Source organism: Nocardia sp. NPDC004860, from assembly GCF_040609015.1.
Lineage (GTDB): Bacteria > Actinomycetota > Actinomycetes > Mycobacteriales > Mycobacteriaceae > Nocardia.
Genome location: NZ_JBEXJI010000002.1, coordinates 716,179 through 730,582, shown reverse-complemented (window position 1 = coordinate 730,582; position 14,404 = coordinate 716,179). Strand labels below are relative to the sequence as shown.

At 69.1% G+C, this 14,404-nt stretch carries 16 protein-coding genes; 5 read left to right on the top strand and 11 right to left on the bottom strand.

All coding sequences use genetic code 11. The annotated features are described in order from the left end of the window. The first annotated feature begins 38 nt into the window (after positions 1–38). Positions 39–380 carry an ArsR family transcriptional regulator gene (locus ABZV44_RS07455; RefSeq protein ID WP_354833044.1) on the top strand — a complete coding sequence of 114 codons (342 nt, stop codon included), beginning with the start codon at positions 39–41 and terminating at the stop codon, positions 378–380. Here the strand turns inward: ABZV44_RS07455 and ABZV44_RS07450 are convergent. Continuing rightward, positions 377–997, bottom strand: a complete 621-nt coding sequence (locus tag ABZV44_RS07450; protein ID WP_354833042.1) for a TetR/AcrR family transcriptional regulator — start codon at positions 995–997, stop codon at positions 377–379. The two genes, ABZV44_RS07455 and ABZV44_RS07450, sit on opposite strands and share 4 nt — an antisense overlap. 60 nt (positions 998–1,057) lie before the next feature. On the opposite strand from ABZV44_RS07450, the gene ABZV44_RS07445 reads away from it, so the two are divergent. Next, positions 1,058–1,567: an SRPBCC family protein gene (locus ABZV44_RS07445; RefSeq protein ID WP_354833040.1), complete on the top strand. Its 510-nt coding sequence runs from the start codon at positions 1,058–1,060 to the stop codon at positions 1,565–1,567. A gap of 57 nt (positions 1,568–1,624) precedes the next feature. Here the strand turns inward: ABZV44_RS07445 and ABZV44_RS07440 are convergent, their stop codons facing one another. Further along, positions 1,625–2,251: a TetR/AcrR family transcriptional regulator gene (locus ABZV44_RS07440; RefSeq protein WP_354833038.1), complete on the bottom strand. Its 627-nt coding sequence runs from the start codon at positions 2,249–2,251 to the stop codon at positions 1,625–1,627. Positions 2,252–2,348: 97 nt separating this feature from the next. On the opposite strand from ABZV44_RS07440, the gene ABZV44_RS07435 reads away from it, so the two are divergent. Next, positions 2,349–2,735, top strand: a complete 387-nt coding sequence (locus ABZV44_RS07435) for a DUF6221 family protein (protein WP_354833036.1) — start codon at positions 2,349–2,351, stop codon at positions 2,733–2,735. Positions 2,736–2,831: 96 nt separating this feature from the next. Here the strand turns inward: ABZV44_RS07435 and ABZV44_RS07430 are convergent, their stop codons facing one another. After that, positions 2,832–3,236 (bottom strand): hypothetical protein, encoded by a 405-nt coding sequence (locus tag ABZV44_RS07430; protein ID WP_354833034.1) that lies wholly within the window; start codon positions 3,234–3,236, stop codon positions 2,832–2,834. A 601-nt stretch (positions 3,237–3,837) separates the two neighbouring features. Here ABZV44_RS07430 and ABZV44_RS07425 point away from each other — a divergent pair. Continuing rightward, positions 3,838–4,278: a hypothetical protein gene (locus ABZV44_RS07425; RefSeq protein WP_354833032.1), complete on the top strand. Its 441-nt coding sequence runs from the start codon at positions 3,838–3,840 to the stop codon at positions 4,276–4,278. 29 nt (positions 4,279–4,307) lie between these two features. Here the strand turns inward: ABZV44_RS07425 and ABZV44_RS07420 are convergent, their stop codons facing one another. Further along, positions 4,308–4,622 (bottom strand): transcriptional regulator, encoded by a 315-nt coding sequence (locus tag ABZV44_RS07420; protein ID WP_354833030.1) that lies wholly within the window; start codon positions 4,620–4,622, stop codon positions 4,308–4,310. Next, positions 4,619–5,083, bottom strand: coding sequence for a hypothetical protein (locus tag ABZV44_RS07415; RefSeq protein ID WP_354833028.1), 465 nt, complete (start codon positions 5,081–5,083; stop codon positions 4,619–4,621). Before ABZV44_RS07415 ends, ABZV44_RS07420 begins: the two co-directional genes overlap by 4 nt. A gap of 236 nt (positions 5,084–5,319) precedes the next feature. Between ABZV44_RS07415 and ABZV44_RS07410 the strand changes: the two genes are divergently transcribed. After that, positions 5,320–6,576, top strand: a complete 1,257-nt coding sequence (locus ABZV44_RS07410; RefSeq protein ID WP_354833026.1) for an MFS transporter — start codon at positions 5,320–5,322, stop codon at positions 6,574–6,576. Here the strand turns inward: ABZV44_RS07410 and ABZV44_RS07405 are convergent. From ABZV44_RS07405 to ABZV44_RS07380, 6 genes are all read right to left on the bottom strand, one after another. Then, positions 6,552–8,420 carry a Na+/H+ antiporter gene (locus tag ABZV44_RS07405; RefSeq protein ID WP_354833024.1) on the bottom strand — a complete coding sequence of 623 codons (1,869 nt, stop codon included), beginning with the start codon at positions 8,418–8,420 and terminating at the stop codon, positions 6,552–6,554. The two genes, ABZV44_RS07410 and ABZV44_RS07405, sit on opposite strands and share 25 nt — an antisense overlap. A gap of 118 nt (positions 8,421–8,538) precedes the next feature. Next, positions 8,539–8,904 (bottom strand): hypothetical protein, encoded by a 366-nt coding sequence (locus tag ABZV44_RS07400; RefSeq protein WP_354833022.1) that lies wholly within the window; start codon positions 8,902–8,904, stop codon positions 8,539–8,541. Between the two features lie 311 nt (positions 8,905–9,215). After that, entirely contained in the window at positions 9,216–10,106 is an 891-nt protein-coding gene (locus tag ABZV44_RS07395) for an alpha/beta fold hydrolase (RefSeq protein WP_354833020.1), read from the bottom strand. 294 nt (positions 10,107–10,400) lie between these two features. Next, positions 10,401–11,735 (bottom strand): pyridoxal-phosphate dependent enzyme, encoded by a 1,335-nt coding sequence (locus ABZV44_RS07390; protein ID WP_354833018.1) that lies wholly within the window; start codon positions 11,733–11,735, stop codon positions 10,401–10,403. Beyond that, on the bottom strand, positions 11,735–13,156 hold the full coding sequence (locus tag ABZV44_RS07385) for a decarboxylase (RefSeq protein ID WP_354833016.1): 1,422 nt from the start codon (positions 13,154–13,156) through the stop codon (positions 11,735–11,737). The genes ABZV44_RS07390 and ABZV44_RS07385 overlap by 1 nt, the downstream gene beginning before the upstream one ends. Continuing rightward, positions 13,153–14,403 carry a heavy-metal-associated domain-containing protein gene (locus tag ABZV44_RS07380; protein WP_354833140.1) on the bottom strand — a complete coding sequence of 417 codons (1,251 nt, stop codon included), beginning with the start codon at positions 14,401–14,403 and terminating at the stop codon, positions 13,153–13,155. Before ABZV44_RS07380 ends, ABZV44_RS07385 begins: the two co-directional genes overlap by 4 nt. Between the last annotated feature and the right edge of the window lies 1 nt (position 14,404).

Sequence of the window (14,404 nt, the reverse complement as noted above, 5' to 3'; positions counted from 1 at the left end):
GTTCGGAATTTGTGAACATGTGGACTAGCCTGGACACCATGGCAAGCCGAACCGCGACCGAACTGGTTCACCCCGCCCGCGACGAACTGCGGTTCAGCACCGTGCTGGCCGCCCTCGCCGACCCCGTCCGGCTCACCATCGTCACCCGCCTGGCCGCCGCCGAGCCCGGCGAACTGGCCTGCACCACCTTCGACCTGCCGATCAGCAAATCCACCCAGAGCGGGCACTTCAGAACCCTGCGCGAAGCCGGCGTCATCCGTCAGCGCGACGAGGGCACCCGCCGCCTCAACCGGCTGCGTACCGAGGACCTCGAGGCCCGCTTCCCCGGGCTGCTCGACCTGGTGCTCACCCACGGCCGCGGTGCGGCCCTGAGCGTCTAGCCCGAATCTCGCGGCGACTCCGCGCCGTCCGGCGCCGATTCGTACGCGGTCGGACTCGGGGCGGTCAGCACCCGCCAGATCTCGTCGACGTAGGACTCCCAGGCCTCCTGGTCGGCCGGCAGCGTGCCGCGCATCGTCCGCCACAGCTGGCCCGTGCCCAGGTATGCCGAATATGCCAGTGCCGCACGATGTTTCGCCACCGGTGCGGCGAAACCGAGCCGGGTGAACAGTTCGGCCAGATACTCGATGCGCCGCACGGTGACCCGGGTGAGCACCGGCTCCACCAGCGGATCGGTCGCCCCGGCCAGCAGCACCGCGAGCTTCTCCTGCGGATGCGCCAGCGCCGCGCCCAGCAGCGTCCGCAGCCCGACCGCCGGATCGGGTTCGGCCGACACCAGCGCGATCACCGCATCGGTCTCCTCGTGTTCCCAGCGCTGCAGGGCCGCGGCCAGCAACTCGTCCCGATTCGCGAAATGCCAGTAGGCGCTGCCCTTGGTCGCGCCCAGCCGCGCGGCCAGGGGTTCGATGGCGACCGCGCCCACGCCGCCCTCGCCGAGCGCCGCCAGCGCGGCCGCGACCCAATCGTCACGGCTGAGCCGTCGCCTCTTCTCCGCCATAGCTCCGTACGGTACCGTATGGAACCGGAACATACGGTACCGTACGGAACGGGTGAGTCGATGATCTGGAACATTCACCAGCGAGAACTACCGGTGTCGGCGCAGCAGGCCGGAGCCCTGCTCGACACGGTGGCCGAGCCGGGCAATCCGCTCTGGCCCGGCGAGCACTGGCCGCCTCTGATCCTGGATCGGCCGCTACAGGTCGGCGCCGACGGCGGGCACGGCAGCATCCGCTACGTCTGCACCGCCTACGAACCCGGGCGCGCCGTCGAGTTCACCTTCGCGCCGAGCATGCCCTTCGCCGGCACGCACACCTTCGAGATCATCGATCGCGGCGAACGGGGTTGCGTGATGCGGCATCTCATCGTCGCGCGGGCCCGCACGTCGCGGGGCCGGCTGCTGTGGAGCCTCGCCATCCGCTGGCTGCACGACGCGGTGCTCGAGGAGCTGCTCGATCGCGCCGCCACGGAAATGGGGCACCCGCCCGCCGAACCGGCCCGATGGTCACCCTGGGTGCGCATACTGCGCCGATCACTCGACCGCGTCCACGCCGCGGTTCCGTCCGCCTGACCGGCCCGCCCGAACCCGCTGCGCCGCAAGCGGATCCGGGCGGGCCAACCGCCCGGGTCAGCCGCGATACACGCCGCGATAGGCGTCGATGGTCTCCACCAGATGGTCGACGATCTGCTCGCGCGTGGCGCGCAGCGTGCCATTGAGCCATGCCGAGAACATGCCCGCATTACCGCTGGCCATGGTGACCGCCGCCAGCCGCCGCCGCACCGGATCCTCGATATGGGCGAACAGGTGATCCTGGATCAACCGGGTGAACGCGGGCATCACCGCGATCGTCGTCTGCCCCAGGCCCGTCGAGGAATACGGCTCCACCAGAAACAGCCTCGACTTGCGCGGATCCTCGAGCACCTTCGCCACCAGCGTCTCCGACAGCGCGCGATCGCGGTCCGGATCGTCGGCGACCGCGAAGGCCGTCATCGGATCCAGGAACTCCTCGGCGATCTGGCGGTAGAGCACGTCGAGCAATTCGTCTCGGCTGGCGAAGGATTCGTAGAAATAGCGGTCGGTCAGGTTGGCGCGCCGGCACACCGCGCGCATGGTCACCGCACCCGCGCCGGACTCGCCGATCAGATCCAGTGCGGCCTCGAGCAACGCGGCGCGGCGCGCCTCACGGCGTTCGGTGAGGGTCGTTCCACCCCAGATACGGGGCTCGGCGTCGGAGGGAGGCTGCTCGGTGTGCACCGGGTCAAGAGTAATGCCCGGTGCCGGGCGGTATCGCGCACCCGGCACCGGCGGGCGGATTCGCGGCGATGTCGGCAGTGCCGACTACCGTGGGTGGATGGACATCAGCGCGTTCATCGCGGGCCGCCTCGACAAGCAGCAGGAAGCCGCCGAATTCGCTCTGAAACTCGAGCGCGACTTCCAGGACACCGGCCGCGAGATCAAATACGAATGGGTGCGTTACGTGCGCCGCCGCGGCAGCCGCACCGCCCCGTCGTCGGTGTTCCTGCCCGGCGCACCGACACCCAAGGAACTGTTGCGGCACCAGGCGGCGCTGCGGCTGATCCTCGGCCAGCACACCCCCGACACGGGCGGGCATTGCTCGGTGTGCCGGCAGCCCGACTCCCGTGGCGGCCAGGAACCGGCGGCGTGGCCGTGCCCGACCGTCCGCGCGGTGGCCGGCATCTGGTCCGATCACCGCGACTACCCGCTCCCGCGTGATTGATCGGCGCACCGGGCCGAAACCATCGGCCCGGTGCCGGATGCGATCGCACACCCGGCACCGGACCACCGGGTACTCGCGTGGACCGGGCCCGCGCCGCTAGCCGGTGACCACGCAGGCGCTGCCGAGGTTGATGCCGGTGTTGACCGTCACCAGCGCCCACTGCGAGCCGTTGTAGGTCCAGGCCTGGATGTAGTGCACCCCGGTCGAGGTCGGCGTCCAGCTCGAGGTCCCGGTGCCGCCGCTGCCGAGGCTGAACTGCTGCTGACCGAAGGTGGCGGTGTTGCTGTCGTAGAGCCAGACGTATTCGTACGGGCTGCCGTTCACGGTGACCGTGTACGAGCAGTTGGTGCCGTAGCCGCCGCCGAGACCGATGCTCGACCCGCTGGACACGCTGACGCTGGTGACATACGCCGACGCTTGCGGCGCGGCGAGCACGAGCGCCGCGGCTGCGGCGGCGAAGGTAGTGAATGCGGTGAGGGCCGACTTCCGTGACCGGATCATCGTCGATCATCTCCCCAGATATACGGAGGAATGGGATCTTTCGCGCCAATGGCGCATTCCACCAGTGTCGGCGTTGAGGACCCCCGGCACGCGCGTATCGGACTACTCGTTCCGGACCATCCAGGTGGTCGCGGCGGCCTCATGATCAGCGGTTATCGTCCAGCTGCACCCGATCGGCCCGAAAAGTCCGATGCCCCTAACGATCCCCTAATTCTCGCGCTCGCCGAGCGGTGCAGCTACCATGTCGCTACCGTTCTTGTCGTCCGAATCGTGCCCGGGCGGACACGCGCAGACGCCCACGGCACCGGATGCCCGCGCGTCTCTTCCCCGAGGCCCGCACCCGCGTCCCCGCGTCTGGCGGCGCCGCGAACACGGCGGCGCCGAGGCCACCCCCGATCCCGGCCTCGGCGCCGTCGCACCGCAATTCGAAGCCGCGACACCTGCCCGGCATCGCGACTGTGATCGACCACGATTCCGCCGCAAAACCATCGGAAACCGCCCGCTGCTGCAATGATCGACCCGGATTTGTCTTCAGTTCGGGTCGGCACCGCGAATCAACCTGTGCCCGTGGACTGTTCGAGGTGCAGAAGGATCGACCTGTATGACCGCAAGCCGGTACGCCAGCAAACCCGTCGTCGCCGAGGTCCCCGAGCCCTCCAGCTGGGGACGGCATCTGGGAATCAACGAGGACGTCGCCGACGGGCTCGACGCCGGGCAACTCGGCGCACTGATCTTCGTCCGGAAACTGGTGCGCTGCTGGTACATCGCCAATGTTCTACTGGCACTGTCGATCTGGGCCGTGATCACGTTGTGGGCGCGCCTGTACGGGCAGGCTACCTTCGGTGACTGCGCCGCGGTCACCGGGTTCACCAGCCGCTGCGATCCCGGCTTGCAGTCGCTGATCATGGGGCTGGTCAGCGGATTCGTGGTCGCGACGGCGGTATTCGTGCTGACCTCGCTGCCCTGCTTCATGATCGGCTACGCCATCCGCTGGTCGGCACGCGCCATGGCCGACCGCAACGAATGGCGAATCACCGACTGACCGCGCACACCTCGCCCGCCCGGTAGCGGCTAGCCGGCGGGGGTCCGCGGTGGCGTCGCCCCGGCGACGATCTCCCGCAGCGCCGCGATGTGCCCGTCGAAGGCGTCGCGCCCGGCGCGGGTCAGGCGGGCCCGAACCCGGCGGCGGCTGCCCTCGAGACGGCGCTCGGTCGCGACATACCCGGCGTCCTCCAGTGTCGCCAGCTGCTTCGACAACGCCGAATCCGACAGAGTCAGCCGCTCCTTGAGGAAGGCGAACTCCGCCCAATCCGCGGCGGCCAAGGTCGCGACCAGATTCAATCGCGTACTCGGATGGATCAATTCGTCGAAGCGGGCCACGCTCACGTGCGCACCCAGCGACGTCCCGCCCGCAGCAGCTCCGGCCCGCCGAACCCGATGACGGCCGCGATCAGCACCGCCGACCAGGTCCGCGGATGCCCGGCCCCATCGGCATCCAGCAGCAGGGCCGCCACCACGGTCAGCGCGACCAGGACCAGCAGCATGGTGATCACGACCAGCGGTGTGCGCCGCCCGGCGACCTCCGCGCTGACCTGAACCCGGCCGGTGCGATGGCGCCCGTCCAGCAATCGCGACGCCAGCGCCGAATGCCCCGCGCCGAACATCAGCGTCGCGACCGCCGTCAGCCAGCCCGGCCCGAAATCCCCGATCACCCCCAAAACCACCCAGCCGCAACCCATTCCCCACCAGTACCCCCGCGGCAGCCCGACCTCCTCGGCCACCTGCCGCCGTGCCCGCCCCGCCGCATCCAGCGCCGCACGGGCCTGATCCGGAGTGATGCCGTCCATGCCGACCCCTCACTTTCCTACCCGGAAAGTAAGCGTCCACTTTCCCAGCAGGAAAGTCAAGGGTGGCCGGTGACCGACCGGGCTGTCCGGGTCCGCGAAGAACGTTGCGCACGAAGACGATCGACCGGTGCGACCGAACGCTGCGACGTCCCACCCCGTGCGCCGGCCACCCATGTCGCGACGACCCGCTCGCGACCACCCGGGCCGAGGGCGGCCGACGGGGGAGACTGTCGGTCATGGCGGATGGGATCGAGTGGGCGCCGGCGGATCGAGCGGCCGGGGTGAATCGGTTGTCGCCGCTGCGGTTCGTGATGGCGTTCGGTGTGGTGAGCATGCTCGCCGACGTCGTCTACGAGGGGGCGCGGTCGATCACCGGCCCGTATCTGGGCACCCTGGGCGCCTCGGCGGCACTGGTCGGCTTCGTCACCGGGGCCGGGGAGGCGGTCGCGCTGGTGTTCCGTCTCGTGACCGGCACGTTGTCCGACCGCACCGGCCGGCACTGGGCATTGTCGATCGCCGGGTACACGCTGACCGTGGTGTCGGTGCCGCTGCTGGCGCTGGCGACCTGGCTGTGGCCCGCCGCGGGCCTGGTGGTCGCCGAACGGTTCGGCAAGGCCGTGCGCGCCCCCGCACGCGACACCATGCTCGCCCAGGCCGCCGGATCGGGCATCGGGCGCGGAAGGGCCTTCGCGGTGCACGAGGCACTCGACCAATCCGGGGCGCTGCTGGGACCGCTGCTGGTCGCGGGCATGATCGCACTCTCCGGCTTCCGTCTCGCATTCGCAGTACTCGCCATTCCCGGCGCGTTGGCGCTGCTCACCCTGGCCTGGCTGCGGCGTGCGGCGCCCCGGCCGGTGGCCTACGAAACCGACCATCACGACGCCGGGACCACCGTGCGAGCCGACGGCCGGTTACCGGGCCGATTCTGGCTCTACGCGGCGTTCACCGCGACCTCGATGGCCGGGTTCGCCACGTTCGGGGTGCTGTCGTTCCACCTGCAGGCCCGTCACGTGCTGCCCGACAGCTTGATCCCGGTCACCTACGCCGCCGCCATGGGTGCGGCGGCACTGGCCGCACTGGCCTCGGGACACCTCTACGACCGGATCGGGTTGCGGGGGCTGGTGATTGCGCTGCCGCTGTCGGCGGTGGTGCCGCTGCTGTCGTTCTCGACCCATGCCGGTCCGGTGTGGGCGGGAGCGATCGTGTGGGGCGCGGCGATGGGCATCCACGAATCCACCCTGCGCGCCGCGGTCGCCGACATGGTCCCCGCCGCGCGCCGCGGCACCGGATACGGCGTGTTCACCGCCGTCTACGGTCTGGCCTGGCTGGCCGGCTCCACCCTGATCGGCGTGCTCTACGGTCATTCGGTGACCGCGGTCGTCGTGTTCACCCTCGCCACACAGGCGATCGCCCTGATGTTGTTCGTACCCTTGGCCTTCGGCCGCCCATCGCGCCGTCGACCTCGCCGTCAGCCCAGCAGTTCGTCCAGATAGCACCAGCGCCAGGATTCACCGGGCTCGACGCTGCGCATGACCGGGTGACCGGTGTTGTCGAAGTGCTTGGTGGCGTGATTGCCGGGGGAGGAGTCGCAGCAGGCGACATGGCCGCAGTCCAGGCACATGCGCAGGTGGACCCAGACCAGGCCCTCGTCGAGGCATTCGCCGCAGGCGTCGGGGGTGTCGGGAGTGCGGACGCACGGCGCCTCGCGCAGGTGCTCGCAGGCGCCGGCGGTGACGGGGGAACGCAGGGGGGTGCCACCGTCCTCGTCGGCCTCGGCGACCCGGTCGATGGTGGACTCCTCGATGTCGAGGGTGGCCATGACCGCCTGCAGGACCTCCTGATCGACCTGGCCCGAATCACGGATGCGCAGCACGGCTTCGCGTTCGGCGGCCAGCATGGCCAGGCGCAGGCGCCGGTACTCGCCGCTGGGGGTGACGCGCTGGGATTCGGAGCGGCCCAGCAACTCCCACGCCGCCTGGGCGCGCACCACCACGCGGTTGCGCAGGGCGTCGACCACGTCCGGCGGGGTCTCGGGGGCGATGTTCTCCTCGAGCGCCTTCAGTCCCGCGACAGTGGCCTGTTGCAGCAGATTCGCTTCCTGCAGGAGGTCTTCGGCCTGACTGGGCCCGCGCAACCGCAGCAGCCGCACCAGCCACGGCAGCGACAAGCCTTGCAGCAGCAGGGTTCCGCCCACCACCACGACCGCCAGCAGCCGCAGCGTCGCCAGCTCCGGGGTGTCACCGGGCAGCAGCAGCGCCGCGGCCAGCGTCACCACCCCGCGCATGCCCGCCCACGCCACCACCGCCGGACCGGTCCACTCCGGCTTGGGTTTGCCCTGCCGCCGCCCTTCGACCCGCCAGGCCGCGTAGGTCGCCGGGAACACCCACACCGGGCGCACCACGATCACCGTCACCAGCACCGCCGCACAGGTCCACAGCAGCGTCGAATGCGACAGCCCGCTGTGCCAGGCATCCTCGACCAGATGCCGCACCTGCAGGCCGATCAGCAGGAAAACCGCGCTCTCGAGCAGGAATTGGATGGTGCGCCAGTTGGTGTGCTCGGCAATGCGCGAGGCCGCGCTCTGCCACTGCGGGGCGCCGTGACCCAGGATCAGGCCACAGGTCACCACCGCGATCACACCCGAGGCGTGCACCCCCTCGGCGGGCAGATACGCGATCCACGGCGCCAGCAGCGACACACTCGTGTCCAGCACCGGATCGCTGATGCGCCGGCGCAGGAACGCCAGCACCATCGCCGCCACCCCGCCGATGAGCGCGCCACCACCGGCCGCGCCGACGAAACTCGCCCCCGCCTCCCACATCGTCACGCTGCCGGCCATGGCGGCCACCGCGGTGCGCAGGGTCACCAGCGCGGTCGCGTCGTTGAACAGCGACTCACCCTCGAGCAGCGTCACGATCCGGCGCGGCATCCCGACCCGGCGCGCCACCGCCGTGGCCGCCACCGCATCGGGCGGGGCCACGATCGCCCCGATCGCCACCGCCGCCGAGAACGGCACCGGCAGCAGCCAATACACCACCCCGCCCACCGCGAACGCGGTGAACAGCACCAATCCCACCGACAGCAGGGTGATCGTGGTCTTCTTCGGCCGGAAGTCCACCAGCGACGTGCGGATCGCCGTCGTGTACAGCAGCGGCGGCAGCAACCCCAGCAACACCAGCTCGGGCGCGACATCGAACTCCGGCACCAGCGGCAGATACGAGCCGATCACCCCGGCGACGGTGAGCACGAACGGCTCACCCAGCCCCAGCCGGCGCGCACCAGCGGCCAATGCGACCGCCACCGACACCAGCAATACGAGTCCGAACGCCCACTCCACGAGATCATCGTGCCAGCCGCCATGACCGATTCCGGCATCGGCTCGCCACCAGCGAACAACCCCGCCCGCCATCGGCGTGCACGGACCCCGCCGGAGTCACCCCGCCGGGCGACCGGAGCTACTCCGCGTGCCCGGACCGCGACCGGGTGATCGCGAAAACCCCGAACCGGGCGGCCAGCGCCACCAGCCACAGCACCACACCGACGAGGTTGAACACCGTCCCGGCATCGGTATAGGTACCGATCAGGATGGAGACGACACCCGCCGAGAAACACACGACGGTGGCGGCATGACAGACGGTCAGAGTGATGCGCAGGTCGGTGTCCGGACCGGCGGCTGGCTCGATGCTGATGGTGAAACTCCTGGCAACGCTGGTGAATTCGACCCCCGGCACCTTAGCGCCCCGCACGCCGAAGTGCAGATTCCACGAGTTCACCGACTTCGCACCGGCGCCCGCCCCGATCCCGGTTACCCTGTTGCTCAACACGATTCACCGGCGGGGACCGATGCACGAGGACATCGATCACTACTGGCCCTTCTCCAGTCCAGCCCTTGGCCTCGGCGGAGTGGTGGTCATCGATATGGACCACATGCACAAGTGGGGAGTCTGCCCAGCTGAGGGTGCTATCGGTCAGGATGCCGGGTCCAAAGAGGCGCCACCGCTGGACAAGGGTTGCGGTAGTTATCGCGTGATGGTTCTCTACAGTGGTTGAAGTCGTGGTGGCTCGGGCGTCAGCCGAATTGGTTGACGGCACCACCCCGTAACGCCGCCAACCACACGGTTGTGTCGCTGGTTCAACCTTCGCCGTCGCGTTGCGGCGCCCATTCCCGGATCGCGGCGATGATCTGCTCGGGCGCGTCTTCCTGGATGTAGTGGCCCGCGCCCTCCAGGATGACGGTGCGATGCTGGGGAAAGACCCGCTCCCAGCGGCGACGCTCCGGTTCGCGGAACGCCACATCCTTGGTCGGCCACACCAGCAACGCGGGCTTGTCACCCAGGGCGGGCAGCCCTCGCTCGATCTCGGCGAGAAACGGTCGGCTGCCCAGGATTTCGCGAGGGAACACGTGCATCGGACGCCTCGACTCGGACGTCGGGAACGGCCCACGGTAGGCGTCCATCACCGACTCCGACAGCTTCCGGCGCCGGACACCGAGCGGTATGAGCCTCTCGACGAAGAAGTTTCGACGCAGAATCAGATAGCTGCCGATCGGACCGCCCAGCGTCCGGGAGAACACCTGCGTTCCCAGATCCGATTTCGGCCAGGCCCAGGTATTGCCGATCACGAACGCGGCGAACCGATCCGGATGCCGCGTCGCGACCGCGAACCCGATCGGGCCGCCCCAATCCTGCACCATGAGCGTCACGCCCGACAGGTCGAGCTCGGTGACGAATCGCTCGACGACCCTCGCGTGCTCGGCGGGCGTGAAACCGTATTCAGGGCCCGGGCGTGAGAGGCCGAACCCGGGGTAATCCAAAGCGATGCAGCGAAATTGGCCGCTGAGATGGGTGATCAACTCACGGTAGAGAAACGACCAGGTGGGGTTACCGTGCAGAAGTAGCAGCGGTGGACCGATGCCTTCGTCGACGTAATGGACGCGAGCGCCACCCAGGTCGAGATAGCGGTGCTCGAAGGGGTATGAGTCTCGGGGCACCCAGGACGGAATTGCCGGTGTGTCATCGGACATGTCCACCTCCTCGGGCGAAGCATACGGAGTAGCTGCTGCGGATCACGTTCGCGAAACACCCACTCGACCTGATTGATCACCATTGAACGGACTGCAAGCTGAAAACCCGCCGCCGCAAAGAGGCTTTCATGACCGAAAGCGGTGGGTTCCCGACGAAGTAGCTTCAGTCCGGCTGAACCCACGGGAAACGCGCCAGTAAGGAACGTGTCACCAAGTAGGTGAGCGCCGTAGGCGCTGTGCCCGTGGCGCGGTGCCCCACCGGTCGGGGCCGCCGAGGAGCGGCTGCCCCGTGACTCATTCGGGTCGCGGCGCGGATTCCATGGGTTTGCCCGCATCCCGCCACGCGGTGATGCCGCCCGCGAGGCTGTGCGCGTCGTACCCGGCGCGGCGAGCCAGGGCCGCGAAGCGCCGCGATACCTCACCGACCGGGCAGACGAAAACCACGGGGCGCGAACGCGAGAACGGGATGCCCTGGGTGAGCATGTCGTCGAGGTGGTCGTCGCGGATGTTCAGCGCGCCCGGCACGTGCGCGATCCGGTAGGCCATCGCGCCCCGGGTATCGACGATGGTCGGGCGGGCCGTGCGGTCGAGCTGCTCGAGCTCATCGGGGGACAGCACCGGGGTGGCCGACAATTCGGCCGCGGTCGGGGCCGGCGCGCGCCCGGGTTTGCCGAACAGTTCCGGGCGGCGCTTGCGGATGTAGGACAGATACGGTTCCAGGCGGTCGCAGACGATGACCACCGCGACGAGCGGATCGGCCTGGGCGGCATGCTGTTCCAGGGTCCCGAGGAACTCCAGGGCCGCGGCATAGGCCGCGCCGCTGGTGGGTCCGGCGAGCACACCGTGCCCCGTGGCCAGTTCGAGCGTCGCGTCGACCGCGCGCCCGGCCTCGACCGCCATGATGCGGTCGTAGAAATCGGGCTGGAACAGCCCCACATCCCACATCTCGGTCTCCGAGCGGATACCGGGAATGAAATCGGAGCGCTCCGACACCACCGCGATGGTCTTCAATTCCGGATTGTGTTTGCGCAGAAACGTCGCCGTGCCGCGCGTCGACCCGGTGGTGCCCAGCCCGCCGATCAGATAGTCGACCCGGGTGATGCCGTCACGCGCCAGATCCTCGTGGATCTCCCGCCCGGTTCCGTGATGGTGCGCCTCGATGTTCTTCTCGCTGGTGTACTGCGACGGGTGATACCAGCCCCCGGGCGTGCGCGCCATGGTCGATTCGATGACCGAGTACACGTCGTTGGGCGCGGTCGGATCCGGGCACTCCGACAAACCGGGCAGCTCCTCGATGTCGGTGCCCAGCAACTGCAACAGCTCCCGCACCTCGGCGACCCTGATCCGATTGGTCACCGCCCGCAACCCGATCCCGTGCATGGCCGCCAGAATGCGCAGCGCCTTGGCGGTATTGCCGCTCGAGGCCTCGATCAACGTCTTCTTCTGCGCGACGATGTCGTCCAGATCGTCGCGGATCATGCCCCACGCCACCCGGTCCTTCACGGACCCGAACGGGTTGTAGAACTCCAGTTTCGCGTACAGCTCCACGTGCGCGAGCCCGTGCACGGCCGGATCCAGCCGCAGCAGTGGGGTATTGCCGATCAGTTCGGTGATGTGGTCGTAGCGCATCAGTGCACCTCGTGCCAGTCGACGTCGCGGCCCACCGAGAACGTCCCGGACCGCTGTACCACCGCCAGTTTCGGCGGCACCGGATGCATGGACGCACGCGCTGCCGACAAATCCATGTGGTAGGCAGCGGTATTGGGGAAGACCACGAAGTCCCCGGGAGCAGGCAGCCGCGGCAGCCACACCTTGTGATTGGTGATCAGATCCCGCTCCAGGCACAAACGCCCGGCCAGGAACACCCCCGCCGCACCGGAACTCGGGTCCGGGACATCGCGGGCGGGGACCAGGATCGGGTCCACCATCACCTCCTGATCGGCCGGGGTGACGGTGTCGCGACTCAGATCCAGATTCACCAGCGTACTGCCGTCCGCGGTCTCCTTCACGAATTCCACCCGCGCCACCGTGATTCCGGCATGATCGACCAGCGCCTTGCCCGGCTCCAGCCAGATCTCGATCGAGTTCTCCCCAGCCACCTGTGCAAAAGTGCGGCCCCCTTGCGATTCCAGCCCCGTATCCAGCAGGTCTGCCAGCATCCGGTCGGCACTCACAATGTTGGCGTATTTGTGAAAAACCGGTGTCCCGTGCACCGCGCCGTCCTCGAGATGGAACCCGAAGGTGTTGCCGCCCCATGTCATCGGCTCACCACGCCCCACCAGCGATTCCCGCAACGCGTGCACATACGCATCGAACGCATCCGCGTCCGCGGTGAACACCTGCCGGAACCCGCCCCCGATATTCAGCACCGACGGCGCGAGCCCGTACCCGTACGCGCGCTCAGTCAACATCAGGCAACTCTCCACCGCCCGCACCCGCTCGGCCGGTTCCCCCGAATCCAGGTGAAAGGCGAACCCGCGGAACTCGATCCGCTCCCGCTGCGCCGTCAGCAGCGCCAGCACGGCATCGACGCGATGCAGCGGCACCCCGAACCGGCTGACCGGAGTCCCCGCGAACCCGCACACCCGCACCAGCACCGGCACTCGCGTCGGCGCCAGCGCCGCAATGCGTTCCAGCTCCCACGCATTGTCCACGTTGATCGTCACCCCGCTGCCCACCAGCTCCCGCACGAACCCCTCACCCTTGGGTCCGGTCACCTCGATCCGCTCGGGCTCGAACCCCGCCTTCAGCGCACTGTCGAGCTCCGCCGCCGAGGCCACATCGATCCCGGCGCCCGCCGCCCGCGCCGCCTCCACGAATGTCCGCGACTGATTCACCTTGTGCGCGTAGCAGATCCGGAATCCCGGCACCCGGGCGGCCAGCTCCGTGCGCAACCGCTCCAGGTTCTCCGCGAACACCTGCGGAAACACCAGATGCGCGGGCGACCCGAACTCGGCCACCGCGTCGGCCACCGCGTGCGGCGCGGCCACGAACTCCCGCACCAGCGCATGCATCTTCGCCGGCAGTCCCGGCGGTGCGGCAGCCGTCATACGGCGGATTCGCTGGTCGCGGGTGTGACCGCGGTCGGGTTGTAGCCGCTGTCGCGCAAGGCCTCGAACACGCGATGGCGGTTGCGGGGGCTGCGGAACTCTGCGACCACCCGCTTGCTGTTCAGGTCGATGTCCTGCACGCCCACACTCATCGACTCCAGCACCCCGGTGATGGTGCGGATGCAGTGCTTGCAGGTCATGTCGGGCACATAGAACACCTGGTCCTCGGCGGCGAGTTCCGCGGTGTCCGAACCGGTGTCGGCCGCCACCTCGGCGACGGTGACCCGGTCCACGATGTGGGTGAACACATCGGTGAACGTGTCGATCACCACCGGCAGGATGCTGTAGTGCTCCCCGTCGAGCTGATGCGGCATGGCCGCCAGGCACGCCGGGCGTGTCCCGGGCGGCAGCAGTGCGTACTGGCGCGAGATCAGATCCAGCTCGTCGTGGTATTTCGTGATCGCCTCGGCCACGGTCAAACCCTCGGTGTGGGTGGCGCGGCGCATGACCCGGTGCGCGTCCTCGATGGTCATGTCCTTCATCGCGCGCAGCGTCGCCACCGTCTCGGCCGAATACCGTACGGTCCCATCGGGTTGGGTGGACAGCCTCACCGCGATCATGCCGCGCCGATAGCTCGAGGCCTGCAGCTCCCAGAACCAGCGCGTCGCCACCGCGCCGTAGATCCCCGAATCCCGCATGCCGACCGCGAATTCGGCCGGCGTCCGATACGGCGTCCACCGCGCCAGCAGCGCGTGCTGGGCCAGCGCTCGCCCCGCCGCCTCGATGCCCACCCGGAAGATCTCCGACGGCTCGTGGTCGGTGGTGGTGCCCTCGAGTACCGCCTCGTCGCGCGGTGTCAGCTCCGAGATGCGCTGGGCCAGTGCGGTATCGGCCTGCAGCGCGTGCCACAGCGTCAGCACCGTCTCGCGCATGGCGATGGGCACGATCGCGCCCAGGCCGCCCACCCGGTAGTGCCCGGTATTGGGGATCCCGTCGGTGTCGGTCCAGGCGATGCGATGGGTCGCGCTGGTCACCTGGTCGGCGCGGCACGGGCGCATGAACCGTTCCAGGTACAGCCGCTGCGACAGCGTCAGGTGCGAGCCCGGTTCCGATTGCAGTGCCGCGCACGTGTATTCGATGTGCCGCGGCGGCGGCAGCACCGGGGGCGCGCCCAGGCCGGGCCGGGCCAGCGCGGCCAGCACCCGGGAGGCGGCACGCCGGTCGTAGCGGGGTTCGGGGCCGGACATG

Bases quoted from the DNA above. Each gene is read 5' to 3' on its own strand.
- ABZV44_RS07455 (WP_354833044.1), top strand. From the start codon at position 39: ATGGCAAGCCGAACCGCGACCGAACTGGTTCACCCCGCCCGCGACGAA.
- ABZV44_RS07450 (WP_354833042.1), bottom strand. From the start codon at position 997: ATGGCGGAGAAGAGGCGACGGCTCAGCCGTGACGATTGGGTCGCGGCC.
- ABZV44_RS07445 (WP_354833040.1), top strand. From the start codon at position 1,058: ATGATCTGGAACATTCACCAGCGAGAACTACCGGTGTCGGCGCAGCAG.
- ABZV44_RS07435 (WP_354833036.1), top strand. From the start codon at position 2,349: ATGGACATCAGCGCGTTCATCGCGGGCCGCCTCGACAAGCAGCAGGAA.
- ABZV44_RS07430 (WP_354833034.1), bottom strand. From the start codon at position 3,236: ATGATCCGGTCACGGAAGTCGGCCCTCACCGCATTCACTACCTTCGCC.
- ABZV44_RS07425 (WP_354833032.1), top strand. From the start codon at position 3,838: ATGACCGCAAGCCGGTACGCCAGCAAACCCGTCGTCGCCGAGGTCCCC.
- ABZV44_RS07415 (WP_354833028.1), bottom strand. From the start codon at position 5,083: ATGGACGGCATCACTCCGGATCAGGCCCGTGCGGCGCTGGATGCGGCG.
- ABZV44_RS07410 (WP_354833026.1), top strand. From the start codon at position 5,320: ATGGCGGATGGGATCGAGTGGGCGCCGGCGGATCGAGCGGCCGGGGTG.
- ABZV44_RS07395 (WP_354833020.1), bottom strand. From the start codon at position 10,106: ATGTCCGATGACACACCGGCAATTCCGTCCTGGGTGCCCCGAGACTCA.
- ABZV44_RS07390 (WP_354833018.1), bottom strand. From the start codon at position 11,735: ATGCGCTACGACCACATCACCGAACTGATCGGCAATACCCCACTGCTG.
- ABZV44_RS07385 (WP_354833016.1), bottom strand. From the start codon at position 13,156: ATGACGGCTGCCGCACCGCCGGGACTGCCGGCGAAGATGCATGCGCTG.
- ABZV44_RS07380 (WP_354833140.1), bottom strand. From the start codon at position 14,403: ATGTCCGGCCCCGAACCCCGCTACGACCGGCGTGCCGCCTCCCGGGTG.